The sequence below is a fragment of the Pseudomonas sp. genome (assembly GCF_040514055.1).
Classification (GTDB): domain Bacteria; phylum Pseudomonadota; class Gammaproteobacteria; order Pseudomonadales; family Pseudomonadaceae; genus Aquipseudomonas.
This window is the reverse complement of record NZ_JBEVDL010000002.1, coordinates 25,239-48,698: the sequence shown is the minus strand read 5'-3', so window position 1 is coordinate 48,698 and position 23,460 is coordinate 25,239. Positions and strand designations below refer to the sequence as shown.

Below are 23,460 nucleotides of genomic sequence, written 5' to 3'. Positions count from 1 at the left end.
GCTCATTCTCCTTAGTTGACCGTGCCGGACGGGGCGCTCAGGAGCACCACCGCCGCGGTCACCAGCAGATTGATCAAGGTCAGCGGCAGGCAGAACTTCCAGCTGAAACTCATTACCTGGTCATAACGCGGCCGGGGAATCGAGGCGCGCAGCAGGATAAACAGCATGATGAAAAAGCTGGTTTTCAGGGCGAACCAGACAAAGGCCAGGGACGGCAGTATGCCGAACGGACCATGCCAGCCGCCGAAGAACAGCGTCACCAGCAGCGCCGAGATCAGCACGATGCCGATGTATTCACCGACGAAGAACATGCCCCATTTCATCCCGGCATATTCGATGTGGTAACCGTCGGCCAGTTCCTGCTCGGCTTCCGGCTGGTCGAAGGGGTGACGGTGGGTCACGGCCACGCCGGCGATAAAGAAGGTACAGAAGCCGAAAAACTGCGGAATGATAAACCAGAGGTTCTGCGCCTGGTATTCGACGATGTCGCGCATGTTGAACGAGCCGACCTGGATCACGATGCCCATCAGGGCCAGGCCCATAAAGACTTCATAGGACAGGGTCTGGGCCGAGGCCCGCAGCGCACCGAGCAGGGCGAACTTGTTGTTGCTCGACCAGCCGGCGAACAGCACCGCGTAGACCGACACACCGGCCATGGCGAGGAAGAACAGCAGGCCGATGTTCAGGTCCGCCACGCCCCAGGTCGGGGTGATGGGGATGATCGAGAAGGCGATCAGCAAGGCGCTCATGGCTACCACCGGCGCCAGGGTGAAGATCACCTTGTCGGCGAACGGTGGTGTCCAGTCTTCCTTGAAGAACATCTTCACCATGTCGGCGGCGATCTGGAACATGCCAAAAGGGCCGACCCGGTTCGGACCGTAACGGTCCTGCCAGAGCGCCAGCAGGCGTCGCTCGACCCAGCTCAGCAGGGCCCCGCAGATCACCACGGCCAGCAGGATGACCACCGCGCGAACCACGGCGAGGAGGATGTCGATGACCTCGGGAGTGAACCAGCTCATCATTGTGCGGCCTCCTGCAGGCTGTCCGCGCTGCGTCCGGCAAGTACCGCTGGAATGCCCGCCAAACCGACCGGCAGGCCGACCAGCCCGGCGCCCAGCTCTTCACGGATCCTCAGCGGCAGGCGCAGGGCCTGACCGTTCAGGTTCAGGCTGAGCAGTGCGCCGTCGTTGACCCCCAGGCGGTCCGCTTCGGACTTGGCCAGGGCGACATAAGGTGCCGGAATGCGTTCCTGCACCGGTGCAGCGCGGGACGAGGTCTCCTCGCTGCCAAACAGGTGATGCAGCGGCACCACTTGCCAGGTGCCGGCGGCGGGGGCGAAGGGCGCCGGTACCTGGGCGAACCAGCTCAGGCCATCGCCGCGGCTTTCGATCAGGCGCACGCCTGGATCGCCGGCGCGCAGGTGCCCACCCACTTCGTCCTGGAACTTGTTCCAGGCTTGCGGCGAGTTCCAGCCCGGAGCCCAGGCGAAGGGGATCTGCTGGCGTGGCTCGACCGAACCCGAGTAGCCTTCCATCGAGAAGGCGAAGGCCGAATCCTTGTCCTGGGGCTGGCGCGGCTCGTGCACGCTGATATTGGCGCGCATGGCGGTACGGCCGCTGTAGCGCAGCGGCTCGCGGGCCAGTTTCATGCCCTTGACGCGGAACGAGGCGTTTGGCGCGGCGCCGAGGATACCGGCCAGCAGCGGGGTGCTGGCGGCGGTGGCGGCGGTGACCTGGTCCAGTTGGGTCCAGTCCACGGCCTGGCCGAGCAGGGTGCTGCGCAGGGCGTGCAACCAGCGCCAGCCTTCATGGACCAGGATGCTTGCATCCAGGTAAGTCGGTTCGAACACCTGGAAGAAGCGTTGCGCGCGGCCTTCCTGGCTGACCAGGGTACCGTCGCCTTCGGCGAAGCTGGCGGCCGGCAGCACCAGGTGGGCGCGGGCGGTGGTGGCGGTTTGCTGGTGATCGGCGACTATCACCACCTTGGCGGCGCTCAGTGCGGCGTCGACCAGGCTGGCATCGGCGCGGGTGTAGAGATCGTTTTCCAGCACCACCAGGGCATCGGCCTGGCCCGCGGTCAGGGCCTGCAGCGCGGCATCGGCGCTGTCGCCGCCCAGCATGGCCAGACCCAGGCTGTTGGCCTCGGCGACGACCAGGCTCAGCGAACCATTTTTCTCGCGGGCCTTGAGGGCCTTGGCGATATTCGCCGCCGCCTCGATCAGGCCGCGGTTGCCCAGGGAAGTGCCGGCGATGATCAGCGGGCGCTTGGCCGCCAGCAGGGCGTCGGCGATGCGCCGCGCCAGTTCTTCGGCTTCCGGCTCGAGGCCGCTGACCGCCGGTGAGCCGGCGTCCAGAATATGAGCGACAGCGAAACCCAGGCGCGCCAGGTCGTCCGGCGCCGCATGCACGCAGGCCTCGGCCACGTCGTCCAGGCGGGTTTCATCGAGGCTGGCGATAAACAGCGGATGGAGCGCGTCCTGGCCGATGTTCTGCACCGCGGCATTGAGCCAGGGCTGGATTTTCATCGCCTCGGCCATGGCTTCGGCCTTGCCTTTGACCGACTGGCGCAAGGCCAGGGCCAGGCGTGCGGCGGTTTGCGTCAGGTCTTCGCCGAGCACGAAGATCGCGTCGTGGTCTTCCACGTCGCGCAGCGTCGGGATCGGCAGCGGGCTGTCCTGCAGCACCTGCAGCACCAGGCGCAGGTTGTCCAGCTCGTGGGCGGCGATGCCCGAATAGAAATGCTCGGCACCCACCAGCTCGCGCAGGGCGTAGTTGCTTTCCAGGCTGGCCCGTGGTGAGCCGATGCCGACAATGGTGCGTCCGCGCAGCAGGTCGGCCGCCTTGTCCAGGGCGGCGTCCAGGCCGAGCTTCTCAGCTGCCTGGCCACTCACCTGCAGCAAGGGTTGGCGCGGCCGGTCGGTGCGGTTGACGTAGCCATAGCCGAAGCGGCCACGGTCGCAGAGGAAATACTGGTTGACCGAGCCGTTGTAGCGGTTCTCGATGCGGCGGATCTCTCCGTAGCGCTCGCCGGGGCTGATGTTGCAGCCACTGGAGCAACCATGGCAGATGCTCGGGGCGAACTGCATGTCCCATTTGCGGTTGTAGCGCTCGGAGTGGGTCTTGTCGGTGAAGACACCGGTCGGGCAGACCTCGGTGAGGTTGCCGGAAAACTCGCTTTCCAGGGTACCGTCTTCGACGCGGCCGAAATAGACGTTGTCGTGGGCGCCGAAGACGCCCAGGTCGGTGCCGCCGGCATAGTCATTTTAGAAGCGCACGCAGCGGTAGCAGGCGATGCAGCGGTTCATCTCGTGGGCGATGAACGGGCCGAGCTGCTGGTTCTGGTGGGTGCGCTTGGTGAAGCGGTAACGCCGCTCGTTGTGGCCGGTCATCACCGTCATGTCCTGCAAATGACAATGGCCACCTTCTTCGCAGACCGGGCAGTCGTGCGGGTGGTTGGTCATCAGCCATTCGACGACGCTGGCGCGAAACTGCTTGGCCTCTTCGTCGTCGATGGAGATCCAGCTGTTGTCGGTGGCGGGGGTCATGCAGGACATGACCAGGCGACCGCGTTTGTCGTTCTCGTCGGTGTACTGCTTGACCGCGCACTGCCGGCAGGCGCCGACGCTGCCCAGCGCCGGGTGCCAGCAGAAGTAAGGGATGTCGAGGCCCAGCGACAGGCAGGCCTGGAGCAGGTTGTCCGCCCCGTCGACTTCGAGCGCTTTGCCGTCTACGTGGATAGTGGCCATGGTTCAGGTTTCTTCGTTGACCCGCTTGTGGCGGGTGTGGCTAATAGAATTCAGTGCTGCCCTGGGTGGAAGCGCGGGAGGAGGGGTAATGGCCCTTCGGGCCAACGTCCCCCGTCCTGTTCCGCCGCCAAGGGCCGGGTTACAGGCTGACCGGCACCGGCCGAGCCTGGACCGGGGCATGCAAGGGGGTTATGCCCGCCTCGAACTCCGGCCGGAAATACTTGATCGCGCTGCCCAGGGGTTCCACGGCGCCCGGTGCGTGCGCACAGAAGGTCTTGCCAGGGCCGAGGAAACTGCACAGTTGCTCCAGGGTTTCGATGTCGCCGGCCTGGCCTTCGCCACGCTCCAGGGCGCGCAGCAGCTTGACGCTCCACGGCAGGCCGTCGCGGCACGGGGTGCAGAACCCACAGGACTCGCGGGCGAAGAATTCTTCCATGTTGCGCAGCAGGCTGACCATGTTGACGCTTTCGTCCACCGCCATGGCCAGGCCGGTCCCCATCCGGGTCCCCACCTTGGCGATGCCGGCGGCGAACATCGGCGCGTCCAGGTGTTCGGGCAGCAGGAAGCCGGTACCGGCACCGCCGGGCTGCCAGCACTTGAGCTTGAAGCCGTCGCGCATGCCGCCGGCATAGTCCTCGAACAGCTCGCGGGCCGGCACGCCAAAGGGCAGTTCCCACAGGCCGGGGTTTTTCACCTTGCCGGAAAACCCCATCAGCTTGGTGCCGTGGTCTTCGCTGCCGGGACGGGCCAGGGATTTGTACCAGTCCACGCCCTGGCCGACGATGGCCGGCACGTTGCACAGGGTCTCGACGTTGTTGACGCAGGTCGGTTTACCCCAGACGCCCACCGCGGCGGGGAAGGGCGGCTTGGAGCGCGGGTTGGCGCGACGGCCTTCCAGGGAGTTGATCAGGGCGGTTTCTTCGCCGCAGATGTAGCGCCCGGCACCGGTGTGCACGAACAGCTCGAAGTCGAAGCCGCTGCCCAGGATGTTCTTGCCCAACAGACCGGCGGCCTTGGCTTGCTCGACCGCGCGGTTGAGGTTGGTCGCCGCGTCGACGTATTCGCCACGCAGGAAGATATAGCCGCGGTAGGCCTTGAGTGCCCGGGCGCTGATCAGCATGCCCTCGATCAGCAGGTGTGGCAGCTGCTCCATCAGCATGCGGTCTTTCCAGGTGTTGGGTTCCATCTCGTCGGCGTTGCACAGCAGGTAACGCAGGTTCAGCGATTCGTCCTTGGGCATCAGGCCCCATTTCACCCCGGTGGGGAAACCGGCGCCGCCGCGGCCCTTGAGGCCGGAGTCCTTGACGGTCTGCACGATCTCGTCCTGGGACAGCTCGGCAAAGGCCTTGCGGGCGGCCGCATAGCCGTCCTTGGCCTGGTATTCCTCCAGCCAGACCGGGGCACCATCATCGCGCAGGCGCCAGGTCAGCGGATGGGTTTCGGCACTGCGGGCGATCAGGTTGGCCGGGCCGAAGGAGGTCAGGCGCTGGGTCGAAGTGGACGTCATGGGTAGGCCTCCAGCAGGGCGGCGACGCCGTCCGGCGCGACATCGCCGAAGGTGTGGTCGTCGATCATCAATGCCGGGGCCTTGTCGCAGTTGCCCAGGCAACAGACCGGCAGCAGGGTGAAGCGGCCGTCGGCGCTGGTTTCGCCCAGGCCGATGCCCAATTGCTGCTGGATACGGGCGACCACCGATTCGTGGCCACCGATATAGCAGACCATGCTGTCGCAGACGCGGATGATATGCCGGCCCACCGGCTGGCGGAAAATCTGGCTGTAGAAGGTGGCAACCCCTTCGACGTCGCTGGCCGGGATGCCGATCAGCTCGCCAATGGCGGCGATGGCACCGTCGGGTACCCAGCCGCGGGCGCGCTGAACGATCTTCAGGGCCTCGATGGACGCGGCGCGCGAGTCCTCGTAGTGGTGCAGTTCATGCTCGATGGCTTCGCGCTCGGCTTCGCTCAAGATGAAACGGTCGGTCTGAATCAGCGTCATATCAGCGGTCCACGTCGGCCATAACGAAGTCGATACTGCCCAGGTAGGCAATCAGGTCTGCCACCATGCTGCCGCGGATCACCGAAGGGATCTGCTGCAGGTGCGGGAAACTGGGGGTGCGTATCCGGGTGCGGTAGCTCATGGTGCCGCCGTCGCTCGTCAGGTAATAGCTGTTGATACCCTTGGTCGCTTCGATCATCTGGAAGGCTTCGTTGGCCGGCATGACCGGCCCCCAGGAAACCTGCAGGAAGTGCGTGATCAAGGTCTCGATGTGCTGCAGGGTGCGCTCTTTCGGCGGCGGCGTGGTCAGCGGGTGATCCGCCTTGTACGGGCCTTCGGGCATGTTGCGCAGGCACTGGTCGATGATGCGGATGCTCTGGCGCATCTCTTCCACCCGCACGATGCAACGGTCATAGGCATCGCCATTGACCGCCAGCGGCACTTCGAATTCGAAGTTCTCGTAGCCGGAATACGGCCGCGCCTTGCGCAGGTCGAAGTCCAGACCGGTGGAACGCAGGCCGGCGCCGGTGACGCCCCACTCCAGCGCTTCCTTGGTGTTGTACTGCGCCACGCCGACGGTCCGCGCCTTGAGGATGCTGTTCTTCAGGGCGGCCTTTTCGTATTCGTCCAGGCGCTTGGGCAGCCAGTCGACGAAGTCCTTGACCAGCTTGTCCCAGCCGCGCGGCAGGTCGTGGGCGACCCCGCCGATACGGTACCAGGCCGGGTGCAGGCGGAAACCGGTGATGGCTTCGATCACCGTGTAGGCACGCTGGCGGTCGGTGAAAGTGAAGAACACCGGGGTCATGGCCCCCACGTCCTGGATATAGGTGCCAAGGAACAGCAGGTGGCTGGTGATGCGGAAGAACTCGGCCAGCATGATGCGAATCACGTCGACTTTCTGCGGCACCTGGATGCCTGCGAGTTTTTCCACCGCCAGCACGTAGGGCAGGTTGTTCATCACCCCACCCAGGTAGTCGATCCGGTCGGTGTAGGGAATAAAGCTGTGCCAGGACTGGCGCTCGGCCATTTTCTCGGCACCACGATGGTGGTAGCCGACTTCCGGCACGCAGTCGACGATTTCTTCGCCGTCGAGCTGCAGGATGATGCGGAAGGCGCCGTGGGCCGAAGGGTGGTTGGGCCCGAGGTTGAGGAACATATAGTCCTCGTGGGCGCCCTGGCGTTTCATGCCCCAGTCTTCGGGCTTGAAGCGCGCGGCTTCTTCTTCCAGGTTCTGCTTGGCCACCGACAGGCTAAAGGGGTCGAACTCGGTGGCGCGCGCGGGGTAGTCCTTGCGCAGCGGGTGACCTTCCCAGGTCGGCGGCATCATGATGCGGGTCAGGTGCGGATGGCCGACGAAGGTGATGCCGTACAGGTCCCAGACCTCGCGCTCGTACCAGTTGGCGTTGGGCCAGATGGCGGTGCAGGTCGGCAGGTTGAGGTCGCTCTCGGACAAGGCGACCTTGAGCATTACGTCACTATTACGCTCGATCGACAGCAGGTGGTAGAACACGCTGAAGTCGGCGCCCGGCAGGCCGCGGCGCTGGGTGCGCAGGCGCTCGTCCATGCCGTGCAGGTCGTAGAGCATCACATAGGGCTTGGGCAGCTGACGCAGGAAGGTCAGCACCTCGATCAGCCGTTCCCGGGGGACCCACAGCACGGGCATGCCGGTGCGGGTCGACTGGATAGTGAAGGTCTCGGCGCCAAAGCGCGAGTTCAGCTCGACGACCACGTTTTGGTCGTCGGCCTTGTAAGGCGGGATGTACAGGGCGGTGTCCGCAGTCATGGTCTCGGTCGCTATCGGTCAACGTAAAGAATGAAGCACGCTTTCTTGTGGAAAGGACTGGCTCAGACTTCGTCGGGGCTGCGCAGGTTGGTCACCTGGATACGCTGTTCGCGGCGCTGTTCCTTTTGCGACGGCATGTCGGCGCGGTACACGCCTTGCTCGCCGACGACCCAGGACAGTGGGCGACGCTCCTGGCCAATCGAGTCCTGCAGTAACATCAGGGCCTGCAGAAAGGCTTCCGGACGCGGCGGGCAGCCGGGTACGTAGACGTCCACCGGGAGGAATTTATCCACACCCTGAACGACCGAGTAGATGTCGTACATGCCGCCGGAATTGGCGCAGGCCCCCATGGAGATGACCCATTTGGGTTCCAGCATCTGCTCATAGAGGCGCTGGATGATCGGCGCCATCTTGATAAAGCAGGTGCCGGCGATGACCATGAAGTCGGCCTGGCGGGGTGACGCCCGAATGACTTCGGCACCGAAACGAGCGATGTCGTGGGGAGCGGTAAAGGCCGTCGTCATCTCCACGTAGCAACACGACAGGCCGAAGTTGTACGGCCACAGGGAGTTCTTGCGTCCCCAGTTGACCGTCGTATTCAGCACGTCCTGCAGCTTGCCCATGTAGATGTTGCGGTGAACCTGGCCTTCTAACGGGTCGGGAACCATCTCCCGCTCGCCGATCGGATACTGCTCGTTAGGCGCATCCGGGTCGATCCTGGTGAGTTTGTATTGCATCGCCAAAGCCTCATTGTTTTAGCTTCGCCTGCCGCTTGCGGCGACCTTCGGGAGCCCAGTCGAGCGCCCCGATCCGCCATAGGTAGACAAGACCAGCCAACAGAATTGCTATAAAAATTGTCGCTTCGACAAAACCGGCCCAGCCGCTTTCGCGAACCGAGACCGACCAGGCGAACAGAAAGAGGGCTTCAACGTCGAAGATCACGAAGAGCATCGCGACCAGATAGAATTTTGCCGACAGGCGCAGGCGGGCACCGCCGGTGGGCAGCATGCCGGATTCGAAGGGTTCGTTTTTGCTGCGGCCCCAAGCCTTGCTGCCGAGCAGGCTCGACACGCCCAGCATAAAGGCGCACAGCCCCACGACCCCCAGCAGAAATACAGCAAAACCCCAGTTATGGGAAAGGGTTACAACAGCTTCAGCAGGCATGCCCGAACTCCTGAACAGGGAACGGCGAGTTCTAGTATTTGTAGGTGTGCTGCTGGTCCATGATGCTTAGCCAGCAATCTATCTGACCAATTTTATGCGTGGATGCAGCCGTAAGTAAATTTATCCTTATAAAAAATTAACTTAGCCGCCAGGTTCGGTGGCGGTGTTTCGCGCTCCAGCCAGCGGGAGCCGGGGCCTGTACCCGACTTTAGGACTCTAGCTTCAAACGCGATAAAGGGCGGGAGAAAATAACAATGTTTTATATGAATGATAACTGTTTACATTTAAAGCTTTGAATCCCGCTGTCTTGCAACGCATCCGCTCATTGTTTCACGGGCCCATAACCAGGCCGGCTGAGTCCGCGCCTGGCTATCCCCAATGGTTCTTCCAGGCCGATGGTGAGCTGCTTTTTCTTGTACTAGCGTGCTTAAACGTCGCTTGCGACGGTGCCCGGCTGCAGGATTGATCGGGCAAGGGTCGGGTCCGCGTGTTGAGGTCGCTTCGAGCATGTCGACCCTTCGGTAACCTCCGATGAGGGAAACCATCATGCCTGTTACCACGCGTGTCTTGTGTCTACTCGCCCCAATGCTGGTGGGGGTGGCTGCGCCCGCCAGCGCCGAGCTGGGCGACTACAGTTTTTGGCAAACCCTGAAACACCTGGTTTCGCCGCCGGGGCCCGACAACCCGGTAACTCCGGCCCAGCGCCTTGGGCCTTACCCGTTACTCGCCAACCCACCGGGGTTCGACGGCTTTACCGCCAATCGTCATTACGCCTGGCAGCGGGTGCAACTGGCACCCCAGACCGGGGCTGTCTGTGGTAACGGCTCGCCCTACAAGTTTTTCGTCAACCGCGTGCCTAACAGCAGCAACACCCTGATCTACCTGGAGGGTGGCGGCGCTTGCTGGGACCATGCCAGCTGCAGCGGTCAGACCGGCATCCGCGGCGCGCGCAATCCCCAAGGCATCGCCGATAACTACATGAGCCTGCTCAATCCTGGTGCCAGTCTGGTCAGTCCCTTTGTGGTGCGCCTGCATCCCTGGACCCGGGTCAAGACGCAGAACTGGAACCTGGTCTATGTGCCGTATTGCACCGGTGATACCTACGCCGGGGACAAAGTGGCGATTTATCCCAATCCACAAAGCCCCCAGGCCCCGTTGGTCTGGCATCACAACGGGCTGCGCAATCTGCGGGCTGTGACGGGTTGGTTGAAAGACCACCTGCCGCGGCCCGGGCAGTTGCTCAATACCGGGTGCAGCGCCGGCGGTGCCGGCAGCCTGATGCACCATGCGGCCCTGCGCCAGGATCTCGCCCCCAGTCGCGGCTATCTGCTTGACGACTCGGGGCCGGTATTCGGCGCGCCGGTCGGCGGTTCGTCGCGTGACTATCCGTCGCTGCCGTTGCAGACCCATATTCGCCAGGCCTGGGGACTGGACGCGGGCCCGCTGGCCTACCTGCAGTCACGCCTGCCGGGCCTGAACCTCCACGACCTCGGCAGTATCTATGCGGCCTTGTCCAGTCATTTTCCGGCCGACCGCATGGGGCATACGCATTTTTGGCAGGACCTCAATTACTCGTCCTATTCCTACGAGCGTTTTGACCCGGAGATCATCGCTGCGCCGGACCGGGCGACCAAGACCGGCTTGATCCATGCGCGCTGGGCCATCGATACCCAGCGACTGCGCAATGGGTTAGCGAGTCTGCCCAATATGGGCGGGTATTTCCCGCAGTACCGTGGGGTGAACGAAAGCCATTGCACGGCCATCATCGAGTTTGCCAATGCCGATATCCAGGAGCAGAACCTGCAACTGGACCAGTTCGTCAGCAGCCTGCTCGACGGCAGCGGTCCGGTACTCCAGGCCTCCGAGTCGAGTGATCTCGCTGATCGGCAGAAGCCCTTCAACCTGCTGTACTACCTGCTCGATCAGTTGCTCTGAGGTCACGTTGCAAAAAGGCCAGCCCGCTGCTGGCCTTTTTTTAGGATTCGATCAGCGGGCATTGCCCGGATCGGCCGCGTACGCCGCTTCGCGGGCGGCTTGCAAGCGCTGGCGCAGGTACTGGTCGCGGCTCAGGCCGGGCGGCAAGAGGGTCAGGCCCAGTACCTCGGCGACTATCTGTTGTTCCTCGACCTTGTAGCGCTCGAATTGCGGCGAGGTTTGCGGTGCTTGGCGAGCGACGCTCAGGCCTCGGTAACGCGCACTCAGCGCATCGGCACGTTTTTGTTGAGTGGCCGCGTCGGCGCCGCTGGCCCGGATCAGTGCCACTTGCAGTAACAGCGCCTCGCTCAAGGCCAGCTCGTCGCGCGCCTCGTAGGCGTCGATTTGTTCGGCCAGGCGCCCAGCCTGCCGCTCGCGCTCGCGGGCATCGAGGTCGGCCGCCTGGGCCAAATAATTGCGATAGGCCAGGTGGAAGGCCATTCGTCTTTCCTGAGCATCGATCGCCTGGCTGATCGTCAGGGCTGCGGGGGCCCCGCGGGGCGAGGGGGCGGATGGGGGCGGCAGAACGGGCGAAGTTGAGCGCGCGGGTGGTGATACGGCTGCCGGCACCGGTACTTCAGGCTGCAGCAATGTGCCGCCGGCCAAGAGTAAGGCACCCAGCGAGGTGCCGAAGAGCAGCAAGCGTGTGCGACTAGTCATGGCGAATCCTCCATGAGGCCAGGATTCTTAGCCTAGTCGAGGCCGGCGCAGCGAGCTGCCGACCGGCCGGTGGGCGGTCGGCGGCGGGCTTACAGCAAGCGTTTGTTGTCCGCGCGGCGAATGACCACGGTGGAGGAGCGCGGGCGGCGGCCAGGGCCATCCGGCCAGGTGCTGAGCAGGTTGGTCGCGGTCGATCCTTCGCCTGGATGCTGGATATTGACGAACAGCGTGCGGAAATCCGGGGTCGCCGCGATCCCGGTGACTTCCGCGCCCAGGGGCCCGACCAGGAAACGTTTCATCTCGCCCGTGCGCGGATCGGCGACCAGCATCTGGTTATTGCCGAAGGGACCGTCGCGCAGTTGGCTGCCGCTCATGTCGGTCTGGATCCACAGCCGGCCGTTTTCGTCGAACCACAGTCCGTCGGGGCTCGCGAGTCGATTGTCGGCCGTCAAGGCCATGCCATCGGCGCCACGGCTGTCGCCCTCGGGGCCGGCGAGCAGAAACAGGTTCCAGCTGAACCGACGACCACCGTGATCGGCCTGGTCCTCTCGCCAACGGATGATATGACCGTAGGCGTTGGCGGGCCGTGGGTTGGCGGGGTCCACGTCGGTGCGCGCGGTATTGTTGGTCAGGGTGAAATACACCTCGCCATTTTCCGGGTTGACGGCGCCCCATTCCGGGCGGTCCATCTTGGTTGCCCCGACGGTGTCGGCGGCCAGACGGGTGTTGATCAGCACTTCGCCCTGGTCGGCGAACCTAACCCCGGCCTTCAGACAGCTCGCCTGGAAGCCTGCGTCGGTGATGTCCAGGGGCAGCCACTCGCCTTCGCCAGTGCCATCGAAACGCGCGACAAACAGGCTGCCCTCATCCAGCAGCTCGCCAGTGCTGCGCCCCGGACGGTATTTCTCGCGGCTGATGTATTTGTAGACGTACTCATTCTGCGAGTCGTCGCCAGAGTAGCAAACGATCGGACGCCCGGCTTTTACCGGCGCGAAGATCAGCCCCTCGTGGGCAAAGCGTCCGAGGGCGGTGCGCTTGACCGGTACCGACGTTGGGTCGAACGGGTCGATCTCGACGATCCAGCCAAAATGGTTGGGTTCGTTACGGTAGTCCTGGCCGGCGTCGGTGCCCATGCGGGTGGCGTCGAAACGTTCGAATTCGTCACCCGGCAGGGTGTCCCAGCCGAAGCGGCTGGTGCTGCGCAAGCCATAGCGCTTGAGTTCGCGGGGTAACTCCTTGTCGCGGGTGGCGAAGTAACCCGACCAGTTTTCTTCGCAGGTCAGGTAAGTCCCCCAGGGGGTGAAGCCGTTCGAGCAGTTGTTCTGGGTACCGCGGGTGGCGGTGCCGTCCGGGCTATGGCGGGTCGCGAGCAGGCGGTGGCCGCGGGCCGGACCGCTGATCTGCATGGGGGTCGCCGCGGTGATGCGGCGGTTGCGTGGGCTGGCCACCAGGTCCCAATCGCCCGCGCGATTGCGACGGATTTCCACCACGGAGACCCCGTGGGCGTTGATTTCCTTGCGTACTTCTTCGGCGCTGGTGCGTTTGTCCTCAACCGTGGTCGGCCCTTTGGGGTGCAGCAGCGGGGCGTCGATGTACTCATGGTTCATTACCAGCAGGCCATGGTTGCTTTCACGGCCACGGCCGCGCTGGGCATCGATCGGGAAAAAATGCATGCCATCGTGGTGCATGCCCATTTGTTCCGCCTGGTCCTGGGCGCTGTTGCTGCCGTCGTCCTGGTAGGCGGGGTAGCTGCCGGTGATTGGCGTGCCCCAGGGCAGAAAGGGGCTGGCGACGTAACCTTCTGGCACCGTGATGCTGTCCGTCCTGCCCGTTGCAATCGCTTTGAAGGGCAGGCGGTTACGGCGAAACAGCGACTCCACCGAGGTGTCTCGAGAGGCGTTCTCGGCCTGGGCGGAGTCCGGCAGGGCGACGCCCAGAAAGCTCAAAGCGCCCAGCGCCGCACCGCCGGCCAGCACTTGCCGCCGGCTGAGACGATCGATCAGGTCGCTGAAATGGGGGTTGTCGCTGTGGTTGCTGGGTAACTCGTCGCCGGACCCAAACAGCACGGCATCATTATTCTCAGGGCTCACGGTTTCGGCTCCATGGGGGCTGGTCAACGGAGCCATGACCATAAAGACCTAAGACGACGAAACTGTGACAGTCCACGTGATCGGACGCACAAATGACGAGGCTGCACCTGCCGTCCTTGAGCGGTGCGCCCCCCGGTAGCGATGGTGGCGGGCGCCGGGGCAGGGCGGTTTTATCCGGGCATAAAAAAACGGGCCAGAGGCCCGTTTCTCAATCACCCGGGCAAGCCCGGGTCATCCATGTACTCAGTGGAACTGGTTCATGGTGTTGTCTTTGCCGCCCGCTTTCAGCGCTGCTTCACCGGCGAAGTACTCTTTGTGAGCGTCGCCGATGTCGGAGCCGGACATGTTCTGGTGCTTGACGCAGGCGATACCTTGACGGATCTCCTGACGCTGAACGCCTTTGACATAGGCCAGCATGCCCTGGTCTGCGAAGTACCCTTTGGCCAGGTTGTCGGTGGACAGCGCGGCGGTGTGGTAGGTCGGCAGGGTGATCAGGTGGTGGAAGATACCCGCTTGAGCCGAGCCGTCACGCTGGAAGGTACGGATCTTCTCGTCAGCCACTTGAGCCAACTCGGTTTCGTCGTAGTCGACGCTCATCAGCTTGGCACGATCGTAAGCCGAAACGTCCTTGCCTTCCGCGACGAACGCATCGAATACCTGCTGGCGGAAGTTCAGGGTCCAGTTGAACGACGGGCTGTTGTTGTAGACCAGCTTGGCGTTCGGGATGGTTTTGCGGATTTCGTTGACCATTTCTGCGATCTGGCCGACGTGGGGCTTCTCGGTTTCGATCCACAGCATGTCAGCGCCGTTCTGCAGCGAGGTGATGCTGTCCAGCACGCAACGCGCTTCACCGGTGCCGGCACGGAACTGGAACAGGTTGGACGGCAGGCGCTTGGGACGCAGCAGCTTGCCACCGCGGTTCAGCACCACGTCGCCGTTGTTCAGGTCGGCAGCGGACACTTCTTCGCAATCCAGGAAGGAGTTGTACTGGTCGCCCAGGTCGCCCGGCTGGTTGGTCACGGCGATCTGCTTGGTCAGGCCGGCACCCAGGGAGTCGGTACGCGCGACGATCACACCGTTGTCGATGCCCAGCTCGAGGAATGCGTAGCGAACGGCGTTGATCTTGGCGAGGAAGTCCGCGTGCGGCACGGTGACTTTGCCGTCTTGGTGGCCGCACTGCTTCTCGTCGGAAACCTGGTTTTCGATCTGGATGCAGCACGCACCGGCTTCGATCATCTTCTTGGCCAGCAGGTAGGTGGCTTCCGGGTTACCGAAGCCAGCGTCGATGTCGGCGATGATAGGTACGACGTGGGTTTCGTAGTTGTCGATCTGGGCTTGCAGGTCGGCGGCCTTGGCCTTGTCGCCAGCGGCGCGGGCGGTGTCCAGGGCGCTGAACAACAGGTCCAGTTCGCGGGCATCAGCCTGGCGCAGGAAGGTGTATAGCTCTTCGATCAGGCCGGAAACCGAGGTTTTCTCATGCATGGACTGATCCGGCAGCGGACCGAAATCCGAACGCAGAGCAGCAACCATCCAGCCCGACAGGTAGAGGTAGCGTTTGTCGGTGGTCTTCAGGTGCTTCTTGATCGAGATCAGCTTCTGCTGACCGATGAAGCCGTGCCAGCAGCCGAGCGACTGGGTGTAGACGGAGGAGTCAGCATCGTACTCGGCCATGTCTTTGCGCATGATGTCGGCCGTGTACTGGGCGATTTCCAGACCGGTCTTGAAGCGATTCTGAGCGCGCATGCGAGCGACGGATTCAGGGTTGATGGCGCTCCAGCTGCTGCCGGCTTGTTCTTTCAGAGCGGCAACGGCCTTAATGTCGTTTTGATAAGCTGACATGATCAATCCTTCAAAGTATGTGTTTGCCTGAGCACGATATTCCCCAGCCAGAACCGAGGTTGGTAGCACGCGTGCAGCACGTTGAAGTTTCGACCGGGACGAGACTGGCTCGAGAGGAGGGGGCAATTGACGAACAGTGGATGACAGGAGCCGATTGAGGCCTCGGCGTGTGGCAGCCGATGGCGACGCAAGGCTGAATCTGTCGATCGTGCTGATACGCTAAAACGCTTCCCCGTCCCTCAGGACAACTACGTTCCAGTCGCAACCTCGTCGAACTGCCTTGTGGGCTACACAACACGAATCGGCTCAAGTCGGTAGGTCAGAGCGCGATCCGGAGGCCCGTTACAGGGCCCCTGATTAGCGGGAGCGAGCTCATGATGCACTTTCAAACAAGTGTTCGTCAAATAATTTGTAGTGCTTTTTTACGACTACTACATAACTGCGCGCAAGGTCGGTAATGCCTGCCGTTCACCCTCAATCGAGGGCTTCGACCTTCACCCGCAGGCTCATGTCGTTACGCCCGCGGGTGGCGCGGTGTTGCGTCAAACCGCCCTGATCGTCGCGGGTTTCTTCGCTGATGCCGCCCAGGCTGATCCACTCCCCGAGCCGGCCGCTGACCCGTGTATCGGTGCTCTGCACGTCGATGGCGCCGGGCTGGGACTGGCTGAGTCGATCATTGTTGCTGCTGATGCTCAGGTGCACCCGATCGCCCGTGAGGCTGGCGGTGACGTAGAACCCTTGGGTGACGTTGCGGTACTGCGAGTCCTGATACACCTGGCCATAGGCATCGGTGGAGTAGGTGGTGATGGGCACGCTCTGACCGACCTGGATCAGCGCCGGGTACCCTTCGGTGGCCTGCACCTGTTGCGTGCCGCCCTGGCGACTGTCGGTGCTGCGGTTGATGATGCGGACGCGGTCCTGGCCACGCCGTTCGCCCTGACCGGCTTCGACCTCGACATCGCCGATGCTGACGGAGCCGTCCACCTGATAGCCGCGGTCGTCGGCGCTGCTGCTGTCCTGGGTGGCCACGGTGATCAGCAGGCGCTTGGGTTGGGTGTCCAGCTGATTGAGCAGCTGGCGGATCTCCTCGATCTTGGCCGGCTCGGCATTGATGATCAGCTGGTTGCCGTAGGCGTTGACGCGGCCATCGTTACCCAAAACCGATTGCACCACCGGTAGCACGTCTTCGGCGGTACGGTAGTTCAGCGGCAGTACTTCGGTGGCGGCTTGTAACGGCAGACTCAGGGCGACCAGCACGGCCGCGAGCAGGGAACGTAGTTTCACAGGAGGAAGCTCCGAAGATCCGGGTCGGTGACGCTGGTATCCCAGGCCTGATCGAACTGCGCCTGGCGCTGGCGGACGCGGCCTGGATCCTGATAGAGGGCGTAGCCCGCGGTCTGGTCCGGCTCGGGGCGCAGCAGCAGGCCCTGTGTGTCGGCCAACAGAAAGGCGACTTCCTCGTTGGGGTGGTCCGGGTTGAGCTTGCGGATCTGGCAGCTACTGGGCAGTCGGCGCGACAAGGCCAGCAAACGGTGACCCTCCTTGACCGCTGGCCCGACATCGCGCAGCAGGATGCGCAGACGGTTTTTCGAGTGAGCCAGGAGGAACGCGGTGCAGGCCTGCAACACACTGCTGTGGTGATACAGCCAGGGCTCCAGGTCGTCGCTGTACAGGCACAGGTTGCGTTTGGCTTGCTGCAACAGTGCCAGGGCGTGGGCGCGGGCTTCGGAAGGGCTGCTGAAGCGCTCCAGGCGGTCGTGGTTGCCCAGGGCAAAGGGGGCCGGCTCCCAGGCTTCGGGCTCCGGGAGGTGGGACTCAGGGTTGTGCACGGGAAAGCGCCCCGGCGATTCGAATTCAATCGCCGGCAGTGCCTCATTCAGGGCGACTGCCGGCTCTGCCGGGGTGTCTTCGTCGTTCATCCTGACCTCACTGGCTGTGGCGTAGCATGTCCACATGGGGGATGCCGGCTTCGAGAAACTCGCCGCTGATGATCTTGAATCCCAGGCGTTCATAAAAAGCGCTGGCATGCACTTGGGCGCTCAGGCGCTGCTCCTGCAGGCCGCGGCGTTCGGCTTCGGCGATGGCCGCTTGCATCAGCGCGTCGCCCACTTTCAGGCCGCGCCAATCCTTGAGTACCGACACCCGGCCGATATGGCCATCGGGTAGCAGGCGCGCAGTACCGATCGCATAATCGCCGTCCAGTGCGAGGAAGTGTACGGCGCCTTGATCGTCGGCGTCCCACTCCAGCTCGGGCGGTACCGCTTGTTCGGCGATGAACACCTTTTCCCGGATGCGGCGCAGCTCGGCATTGTCTTTCTGCCAATCGGCGATACGGATATGGATGTTATTCATCAGCAAACTCCAGGCTGCCCTGTTTGACCAGTTCCAGTACCAGATTACGCCCCTCCTCGTCGCTCAGCCATGGGTTGAGGTTGTCCGCATGCAGGGCGTCGGCAGAGCAGATCAGTTTCAGCAGGTCGCGCAACTGGGCTGACAGCAGGCGGCTCTGGCCACTGGCGAACAGCACCAGGTCCTCGCCTACCTCGGACCAGGCCAGGCGGGCGCTGGGGTTGCGCACCAGCACCGCGCCTTGCCCCAGGGCGTCGAGCAGTTCAGGTTCGGCGAGTTCGGTGCCGGCGACCAATTCAGGGTAGCGTGGCTCGGTCATGAATTGGCCGAACCAGGTCATCAACAGGCGCTCGTCACCCATGTGCTCGGCCAGCAGCGCCTTGAGCCGATCGAGCGAGTCGCGTTGGATCTGGTGCGGATCGTTGCTGGGTTGAGCACCCGCATCGCTGTAGCGTTCTTCGTCCGGCAGGAATTGGCCGAGAAAATCGGTGAAATGGGTCAGCACTTCGGCGGCGCTGGGGGCGCGGAAGCCCACGGAATATGTCATGCAGTCGTCCTCGGCGGTGCCGTAGTGAGCCAAACGTGGCGGCAGGTACAGCATGTCGCCGGGCTCCAGTACCCATTCGTCGGTCTGTTCAAAGTGAGCCAGGATGCGCAAATCCGCATGTTCGAGCAACGGGCTGTCGGCGTCGCACATCTGGCCAATTTTCCAACGCCGTTGTCCTTGGCCTTGAAGAAGAAATACGTCGTAGTTATCGAAGTGGGGGCCGACTCCGCCACCGGGTGTGGCGAAGCTGATCATCACGTCGTCGATCCGCCAGCTGGGCAGGAAACGGAAGTGTTGCAGCAGGTCGGCGACTTCGGGGACAAACTGGTCGACGGCCTGGACCAGCAGCGTCCAGTCCCGTTCGGGTAACTGGCTGAAGGCGTCTTCGGCAAAAGGGCCGCGGCGCAGCTCCCAGGGGCGTTCGCCGTGCTCGATGACCAGGCGTGACTCGACGGCGTCCTCGAGGGCCAGGCCAGCCAATTCGTCGGGGCTGATCGGGCTGTGGAAGTCGGTCAGGGCCTGGCGGATCAGCAGGGGCTTTTTCTGCCAGTAGTCACGCAGGAACACGCGCGCGCTGAGGCCGCCCAGAAGTTGCAGAGGTACATCAGGATTCATAGCTAAGCCCTTGAAAACGATTTAAACCCATAAATAAAAACGCCCGGCACTGCCGGGCGTGCAGAGGGCGTTGGCGGTCAGATGCGCTTGGCCTGTGCAGCGGCGTTACCGGCGTAGCCGGCCGGCGTGAGGGCGCGCAACTGCAACTTGGCCTCGGCCGGAATCGCCAGACCGTCGATAAAGGTCTGCAGGGCTTGCGCGCTGATGCCTTTGCCGCGGGTCAGCTCCTTGAGCTTCTCGTAGGCGTTTTCCACGCCGTAGCGGCGCATCACGGTCTGAACCGGTTCCGCCAGCACTTCCCAGCAGGCATCCAGGTCCGCGGCGATACGGGCTTCGTTCAGCTCGAGCTTGCTGATGCCCTTGAGGCTGGCCTCATAGGCGATCAGGCTATGGGCGAAACCCACGCCCAGGTTGCGCAGCACGGTCGAGTCGGTCAGGTCGCGCTGCCAGCGCGACACCGGCAGCTTGCTGGCCAGGTGCTGCAACAGGGCGTTGGCGATACCGAGGTTGCCTTCGGAATTCTCGAAGTCGATCGGGTTGACCTTGTGCGGCATGGTCGAAGAGCCGATTTCACCGGCGATGGTGCGCTGTTTGAAATAGCCCAGGGAAATGTAGCCCCAGATGTCACGGTCGAAATCGATCAGGATGGTGTTGAAGCGGGCGACCGCGTCGAACAGCTCGGCGATGTAATCGTGGGGTTCGATCTGGGTGGTGTAGGGGTTGAAGGTCAGCCCGAGTTCATCTTCGATGAACGCCTGGGCGTTGGCTTCCCAGTCCAGCTCGGGGTAGGCGGACAGGTGGGCGTTGTAGTTGCCCACGGCGCCGTTGATCTTGCCCAGCAGCGGTACGGCCGCCACCTGGCTGATCTGCCGCTCCAGGCGGTAGACCACGTTGGCCAACTCCTTGCCCAGGGTGGTCGGCGAGGCGGGCTGGCCATGGGTGCGCGACAACATCGGCACGTCGGCGAAGCGCACCGCCAGTTCACGGATGGCCCCGGCCAGCTGACGCATCAGCGGCAGCAGTACGGTGTCACGACCCTCGCGCAGCATCAGCGCGTGGGACAGATTGTTGATGTCCTCGCTGGTGCAGGCGAAGTGAATGAATTCGCTGACCTTGGCCAGTTCCGGCAGGGACGCGACCTGCTCCTTGAGCAGGTACTCCACGGCTTTGACATCATGGTTGGTGGTGCGCTCGATTTCCTTGACGCGCTCGGCGTGCGCCAACTGGAAGTCGCTGACCAGGCTCTCGAGGCGGGCATTGGCTTCTGCCGAGAAGGGCGCGACCTCCGGGATGCCGGGGTGCGCGGCCAGGCGCTGCAGCCAGCGGACCTCGACCATGACGCGAAAACGGATCAGGCCGTATTCGCTGAAGATCGGGCGCAGGGCGCTGGTTCTGCCGGCGTAACGGCCGTCGACAGGAGAAACCGCGGTGAGCGAGGAGAGCAGCATGGAGGGCATTCTCGGACAGTCGGGTAACGAAAAGGGGGCAAATCATACACGAAAAAAAGGCGTTCGACCGGCTCTGTCCGATCGGCGTCAGCTTCGTCGTCGCGGAATCGCCAGCAGGCTGGCCGCGAAGATCAGCGCCGCGCCGAGCAGCGACGTGAGGTCCGGGGTCTCGCCCCAGCGCAGCCAGGCGATAACACCGGCGAAGACGATGGCCAGGTAGGCGAAGGGCCCGATGAGGCCGGGCGGCGCCAGGCCGTAGGCCTTGGACATGACGATCTGGCTGACGGTGGCCAACAGGCCGATACCCAGCAACAGCCACAGCGCGTGCGTCGTGACCGGTTGCCAGGCCCATGCCAGGGGGATGGCGGAAATCAGGGTACTGAACAGGGAGAAATAGAAGACGATGCGAAACGCCGGTTCGCTGTCGCTCATCTCCCGGATCGAGACAAAGGCGAAGGCGGCCAGCAGGCCGGCGGCCAGGCCGACCAGGGCCTTGCTGTCGACCAGTGCGGCGCTGGGTTTGGCCACCAGCAGCACGCCGACCAGCCCTATCGCACTGGTCAGCAGCATGCGCCGGGTCAGCGGTTCCTTAAGCAGCCAGCGGGCGATCAGGGGAGTGAACATCGGTGCCGAGTAGGTAAACAGCATCGCGTCGGCCAGCGGCAGGTGGGCGATGGCGTAGAAAAAACAATACATGGCCGCCAGGCCATAGGTGCTGCGCCACAGGTGGGATTTCAGACGGCCGGTACGCAGCGGGCGGGTGCCGCGCAAGAGCACCAATGGCAGGAAGAACAACACGCCGACCAGGTTGCGGAAGAACACCACCGATTCGTTATTGACCGTATCGGACACTTCGCGCACGCCGACGCCCATCAGGGCGAACAGCAGCGCCGACAGCGTCAGCAGCGCGGCGCCCTGCAGCGGCTTGACCGATCGGCTGGTCATCAGCCGCGCAGTAGCGGGCGCAGATCCTGCAGCAGGCGCCGGCGGCTGAACACCAGCTGCCAGCGGTGCCCGCCCAGCTGACGCCAGAGCCGCGCGGCGCGAATGCCGGTCAGCAGTAAGGCGCGGATCTTCGCCGCGTTGTTCGGTTGCTGCAGATGGCGCATATCGCCCTGCACCTGGATGCGCTGGCGGAAGGTGCTGAGCGTGTCCTGGTACAGGCTGCCGCTGGCGGCGATGACGTTCTCATGGGTAAGGCCGAAATGCTGCACTTGCTGTTGAATTTGATCCAGGCGCTTGCCGATCAGCTCCAGCATGTCCTCGCGGCGTGCCAGCTGTCGCTCCAGCGCGAGCAGGGCGAGGGCGTAACGCAAGGTTTCCCGTTGCAGGGTCGCGGGGTCGCGCTCCAGGGCGCTGAGCAGGGCGCGATAGCCGTCGCGCAGGTTGAGGTCATCGCCGCCGAACACCTCAAGGGTATCTTTTGGCTCGCGGACCATCAGGCTGCCCATCAGGCAGGCCAGCGCGGGTTCATTGCTCTGGCCGGTGCGGGCGACCCGGTCCACCAGTACGGCAGCCTGGAATACGGCGCCCAGGGCCACCAACTGCTGCTGCGTCGGGGTCATGCCGGTTTGTCCTTGCGGGTCCAGGGTTCGGCTGTTTCGATGACGCCGCCGCCCAGGCAGATCTCGCCGTCGTAGAACACCACCGATTGACCGGGCGTGACCGCGCGCTGAGGCGAGGCGAACAGGGCGCGGTAGCCTCCTGGGGTTTTTTCCAGTGTGCAGGCTTGGTCGCTCTGGCGGTAACGCACCTTGGCGGTCAGCTCACGCGGCTGGCTGAGGTCGACGGGGTTGACCCAATAGATGTCCGTGCACAGCAGTGCCCTGGCAAACAACCAGGGGTGCTCGTTGCCCTGGCCGACCACCAATACGTTGCGTTCCAGGTCCTTGATCAGCACGTACCAGGGTTCCTCGCTGGCGTCTTTCAGGCCGCCGATGCCGAGTCCCTGGCGCTGGCCGATGGTGTGGTACATCAGGCCGTGGTGATGGCCGATGACCTCACCTTCGGTGGTCTCGATCAGGCCCGGTTGCGCGGGCAGGTATTGCTTGAGGAAGTCGCTGAAGCGCCTTTCGCCGATGAAGCAGATGCCGGTGGAATCCTTTTTCTTGGCGGTCGCCAGCGCGTGTTGTTCGGCCAGGGCACGTACCGCCGGTTTCTCCAGCTCGCCGACCGGGAACAGGGTTTTCGCCAACTGCTCGCCACCGACCGCGTGCAGGAAATAGCTCTGGTCCTTGTTGGGGTCCAGGCCCTTGAGCAGCTCGGTGCGGCCGTCGAGGTCACGTCGCCGCACGTAATGACCCGTGGCAATCAGGTTGGCGCCCAGGGTCAGGGCGTAATCGAGAAAGGCTTTGAACTTGATCTCGCGGTTGCACAGGATGTCCGGGTTGGGGGTGCGCCCGGCCTTGTATTCGGCGAGAAAATGCTCGAAGACATTGTCCCAGTATTCTGCGGCAAAATTGGCGGTGTGCAGCACGATACCGAGTTTGTCGCAGACCGCCTGGGCATCGGCGAGGTCGTCCATGGCCGTGCAGTACTCGGTGCCGTCATCCTCTTCCCAGTTCTTCATGAACAGGCCTTCGACCTGGTATCCCTGTTGCTGCAGCAACAGGGCCGAGACGGAGGAGTCGACGCCGCCGGACATGCCGACGATCACGCGGGTTTGAGTTGAATCAGGCATAGGGGAGTCGGCAACGGCTTGAATAAAGCGCGATTCTATCAGGCGCGGTCCTCGCGCGGCGACTCGACCTGATCGCGGATCAGGCTCAGGTCGAAACGGGCGCCGTCCAGGTAGTCATCGATGCAGCGCAACACCAGCTCGCTGCGCCAGCGTTCCGGTTGCTCGGCCAGTTCCGCGCGGGTCATCCAGCGCGGGCCGATAATGCCCTCGTCCAGCGGATGGGCCGGTCGGTGGCCCAGGACGCGTCCGGCAAAACAGATGCGCTGGTAGGTCACCCCATTGCTCGGGGCGGTATAGAGGTAAATGCCGGTGACCGCGGTCAGCTCGATATCCCAGCCGGTTTCCTCGAGCGTTTCGCGCAGCGCCGCCTGGGTCAGACTTTCGTCGGCTTCCAAATGCCCGGCAGGTTGATTAAATACCGCGCGGCCATCGGCCATTTCCTCGACCAGCAGAAATCGGCCGTTGTCTTCGACCACGGTAGCAACCGTGACATGGGGGGTGAAGCGCATGTGTCAGCTCCTTGAGTGCCTGGCCCCATCATAACGGCTGGCGCCGGCCGGCCGCGAGGGTT

19 protein-coding genes and 1 pseudogene are annotated in these 23,460 nt (G+C 63.5%); 1 reads left to right on the top strand and 19 read right to left on the bottom strand.

Features of this window, described 5'->3' with window-relative positions; genetic code table 11:
- Positions 1-11: 11 nt before the first annotated feature.
- The 7 genes and pseudogenes from nuoH to ABWY06_RS00770 all read right to left on the bottom strand — a co-directional run bounded on the left by nuoH (position 12) and on the right by ABWY06_RS00770 (position 8,687).
- Positions 12-1,019, bottom strand: a complete 1,008-nt coding sequence (gene nuoH, locus ABWY06_RS00800) for an NADH-quinone oxidoreductase subunit NuoH (protein ID WP_353923650.1) — start codon at positions 1,017-1,019, stop codon at positions 12-14.
- A pseudogene (gene nuoG / locus ABWY06_RS00795) lies at positions 1,019-3,745 on the bottom strand (NADH-quinone oxidoreductase subunit NuoG). Before nuoG ends, nuoH begins: the two are co-directional and overlap by 1 nt.
- 139 nt (positions 3,746-3,884) lie before the next feature.
- Positions 3,885-5,252: an NADH-quinone oxidoreductase subunit NuoF gene (nuoF, locus tag ABWY06_RS00790; RefSeq protein ID WP_353923649.1), complete on the bottom strand. Its 1,368-nt coding sequence runs from the start codon at positions 5,250-5,252 to the stop codon at positions 3,885-3,887.
- Entirely contained in the window at positions 5,249-5,740 is a 492-nt protein-coding gene (gene nuoE, locus ABWY06_RS00785; RefSeq protein ID WP_353923648.1) for an NADH-quinone oxidoreductase subunit NuoE, read from the bottom strand. The genes nuoF and nuoE overlap by 4 nt, the downstream gene beginning before the upstream one ends.
- 1 nt (position 5,741) lies before the next feature.
- On the bottom strand, positions 5,742-7,523 hold the full coding sequence (nuoC, locus tag ABWY06_RS00780) for an NADH-quinone oxidoreductase subunit C/D (protein WP_353923647.1): 1,782 nt from the start codon (positions 7,521-7,523) through the stop codon (positions 5,742-5,744).
- A 62-nt stretch (positions 7,524-7,585) separates the two neighbouring features.
- Positions 7,586-8,260 (bottom strand): NADH-quinone oxidoreductase subunit B, encoded by a 675-nt coding sequence (locus ABWY06_RS00775; RefSeq protein WP_353923646.1) that lies wholly within the window; start codon positions 8,258-8,260, stop codon positions 7,586-7,588.
- A 10-nt stretch (positions 8,261-8,270) separates the two neighbouring features.
- Positions 8,271-8,687, bottom strand: a complete 417-nt coding sequence (locus tag ABWY06_RS00770; RefSeq protein WP_353923645.1) for an NADH-quinone oxidoreductase subunit A — start codon at positions 8,685-8,687, stop codon at positions 8,271-8,273.
- A 546-nt stretch (positions 8,688-9,233) separates the two neighbouring features.
- Here ABWY06_RS00770 and ABWY06_RS00765 point away from each other — a divergent pair.
- Positions 9,234-10,622 (top strand): pectin acetylesterase-family hydrolase, encoded by a 1,389-nt coding sequence (locus ABWY06_RS00765; protein ID WP_353923644.1) that lies wholly within the window; start codon positions 9,234-9,236, stop codon positions 10,620-10,622.
- A gap of 51 nt (positions 10,623-10,673) precedes the next feature.
- Here ABWY06_RS00765 and ABWY06_RS00760 read toward each other — a convergent pair whose 3' ends face one another.
- From ABWY06_RS00760 to ABWY06_RS00705, 12 genes are all read right to left on the bottom strand, one after another.
- Positions 10,674-11,102: a hypothetical protein gene (locus ABWY06_RS00760; RefSeq protein WP_353923643.1), complete on the bottom strand. Its 429-nt coding sequence runs from the start codon at positions 11,100-11,102 to the stop codon at positions 10,674-10,676.
- 308 nt (positions 11,103-11,410) lie between these two features.
- Positions 11,411-13,411 (bottom strand): PhoX family protein, encoded by a 2,001-nt coding sequence (locus ABWY06_RS00755; protein ID WP_353923642.1) that lies wholly within the window; start codon positions 13,409-13,411, stop codon positions 11,411-11,413.
- Between the two features lie 243 nt (positions 13,412-13,654).
- Positions 13,655-15,250 carry an isocitrate lyase gene (locus tag ABWY06_RS00750; protein WP_353923641.1) on the bottom strand — a complete coding sequence of 532 codons (1,596 nt, stop codon included), beginning with the start codon at positions 15,248-15,250 and terminating at the stop codon, positions 13,655-13,657.
- Positions 15,251-15,724: 474 nt separating this feature from the next.
- The gene (locus tag ABWY06_RS00745) at positions 15,725-16,534 is read right to left on the bottom strand and encodes a secretin N-terminal domain-containing protein (protein WP_353923640.1); all 810 of its coding nucleotides are present in this window, start codon (positions 16,532-16,534) and stop codon (positions 15,725-15,727) included.
- Complete coding sequence (locus tag ABWY06_RS00740) at positions 16,531-17,169, bottom strand: DUF7931 domain-containing protein (RefSeq protein ID WP_353923639.1); 639 nt, start codon at positions 17,167-17,169, stop codon at positions 16,531-16,533. The genes ABWY06_RS00745 and ABWY06_RS00740 overlap by 4 nt, the downstream gene beginning before the upstream one ends.
- Positions 17,170-17,176: 7 nt before the next feature.
- Complete coding sequence (locus tag ABWY06_RS00735) at positions 17,177-17,602, bottom strand: GNAT family N-acetyltransferase (RefSeq protein WP_353923638.1); 426 nt, start codon at positions 17,600-17,602, stop codon at positions 17,177-17,179.
- Positions 17,595-18,761: a ribosomal protein uL16 3-hydroxylase gene (locus tag ABWY06_RS00730; protein WP_353923637.1), complete on the bottom strand. Its 1,167-nt coding sequence runs from the start codon at positions 18,759-18,761 to the stop codon at positions 17,595-17,597. The genes ABWY06_RS00735 and ABWY06_RS00730 overlap by 8 nt, the downstream gene beginning before the upstream one ends.
- 77 nt (positions 18,762-18,838) lie before the next feature.
- Positions 18,839-20,209, bottom strand: coding sequence for an adenylosuccinate lyase (gene purB, locus ABWY06_RS00725; RefSeq protein ID WP_353923636.1), 1,371 nt, complete (start codon positions 20,207-20,209; stop codon positions 18,839-18,841).
- 87 nt (positions 20,210-20,296) lie between these two features.
- Positions 20,297-21,154 (bottom strand): DMT family transporter, encoded by an 858-nt coding sequence (locus ABWY06_RS00720; protein ID WP_353923635.1) that lies wholly within the window; start codon positions 21,152-21,154, stop codon positions 20,297-20,299.
- Complete coding sequence (gene hflD, locus ABWY06_RS00715) at positions 21,154-21,774, bottom strand: high frequency lysogenization protein HflD (protein ID WP_353923634.1); 621 nt, start codon at positions 21,772-21,774, stop codon at positions 21,154-21,156. Before hflD ends, ABWY06_RS00720 begins: the two co-directional genes overlap by 1 nt.
- The gene (gene mnmA, locus ABWY06_RS00710; protein WP_353923633.1) at positions 21,771-22,889 is read right to left on the bottom strand and encodes a tRNA 2-thiouridine(34) synthase MnmA; all 1,119 of its coding nucleotides are present in this window, start codon (positions 22,887-22,889) and stop codon (positions 21,771-21,773) included. The genes hflD and mnmA overlap by 4 nt, the downstream gene beginning before the upstream one ends.
- Before the next feature lie 38 nt (positions 22,890-22,927).
- Complete coding sequence (locus ABWY06_RS00705; protein WP_353923632.1) at positions 22,928-23,398, bottom strand: NUDIX hydrolase; 471 nt, start codon at positions 23,396-23,398, stop codon at positions 22,928-22,930.
- Positions 23,399-23,460: the final 62 nt, after the last annotated feature.

Coding starts and splice junctions, on each gene's coding strand:
- ABWY06_RS00765 (WP_353923644.1), top strand. CDS start 9,234: ATGCCTGTTACCACGCGTGTCTTGTGTCTACTCGCCCCAATGCTGGTG.
- ABWY06_RS00750 (WP_353923641.1), bottom strand. CDS start 15,250: ATGTCAGCTTATCAAAACGACATTAAGGCCGTTGCCGCTCTGAAAGAA.
- ABWY06_RS00720 (WP_353923635.1), bottom strand. CDS start 21,154: ATGACCAGCCGATCGGTCAAGCCGCTGCAGGGCGCCGCGCTGCTGACG.
- nuoE (WP_353923648.1), bottom strand. CDS start 5,740: ATGACGCTGATTCAGACCGACCGTTTCATCTTGAGCGAAGCCGAGCGC.
- ABWY06_RS00770 (WP_353923645.1), bottom strand. CDS start 8,687: ATGCCTGCTGAAGCTGTTGTAACCCTTTCCCATAACTGGGGTTTTGCT.
- ABWY06_RS00730 (WP_353923637.1), bottom strand. CDS start 18,761: ATGAATCCTGATGTACCTCTGCAACTTCTGGGCGGCCTCAGCGCGCGC.
- ABWY06_RS00705 (WP_353923632.1), bottom strand. CDS start 23,398: ATGCGCTTCACCCCCCATGTCACGGTTGCTACCGTGGTCGAAGACAAC.
- ABWY06_RS00735 (WP_353923638.1), bottom strand. CDS start 17,602: ATGAATAACATCCATATCCGTATCGCCGATTGGCAGAAAGACAATGCC.
- ABWY06_RS00760 (WP_353923643.1), bottom strand. CDS start 11,102: ATGGCCTTCCACCTGGCCTATCGCAATTATTTGGCCCAGGCGGCCGAC.
- nuoF (WP_353923649.1), bottom strand. CDS start 5,252: ATGACGTCCACTTCGACCCAGCGCCTGACCTCCTTCGGCCCGGCCAAC.
- ABWY06_RS00775 (WP_353923646.1), bottom strand. CDS start 8,260: ATGCAATACAAACTCACCAGGATCGACCCGGATGCGCCTAACGAGCAG.
- nuoH (WP_353923650.1), bottom strand. CDS start 1,019: ATGAGCTGGTTCACTCCCGAGGTCATCGACATCCTCCTCGCCGTGGTT.
- purB (WP_353923636.1), bottom strand. CDS start 20,209: ATGCTGCTCTCCTCGCTCACCGCGGTTTCTCCTGTCGACGGCCGTTAC.
- mnmA (WP_353923633.1), bottom strand. CDS start 22,889: ATGCCTGATTCAACTCAAACCCGCGTGATCGTCGGCATGTCCGGCGGC.
- hflD (WP_353923634.1), bottom strand. CDS start 21,774: ATGACCCCGACGCAGCAGCAGTTGGTGGCCCTGGGCGCCGTATTCCAG.
- nuoC (WP_353923647.1), bottom strand. CDS start 7,523: ATGACTGCGGACACCGCCCTGTACATCCCGCCTTACAAGGCCGACGAC.
- ABWY06_RS00740 (WP_353923639.1), bottom strand. CDS start 17,169: ATGAACGACGAAGACACCCCGGCAGAGCCGGCAGTCGCCCTGAATGAG.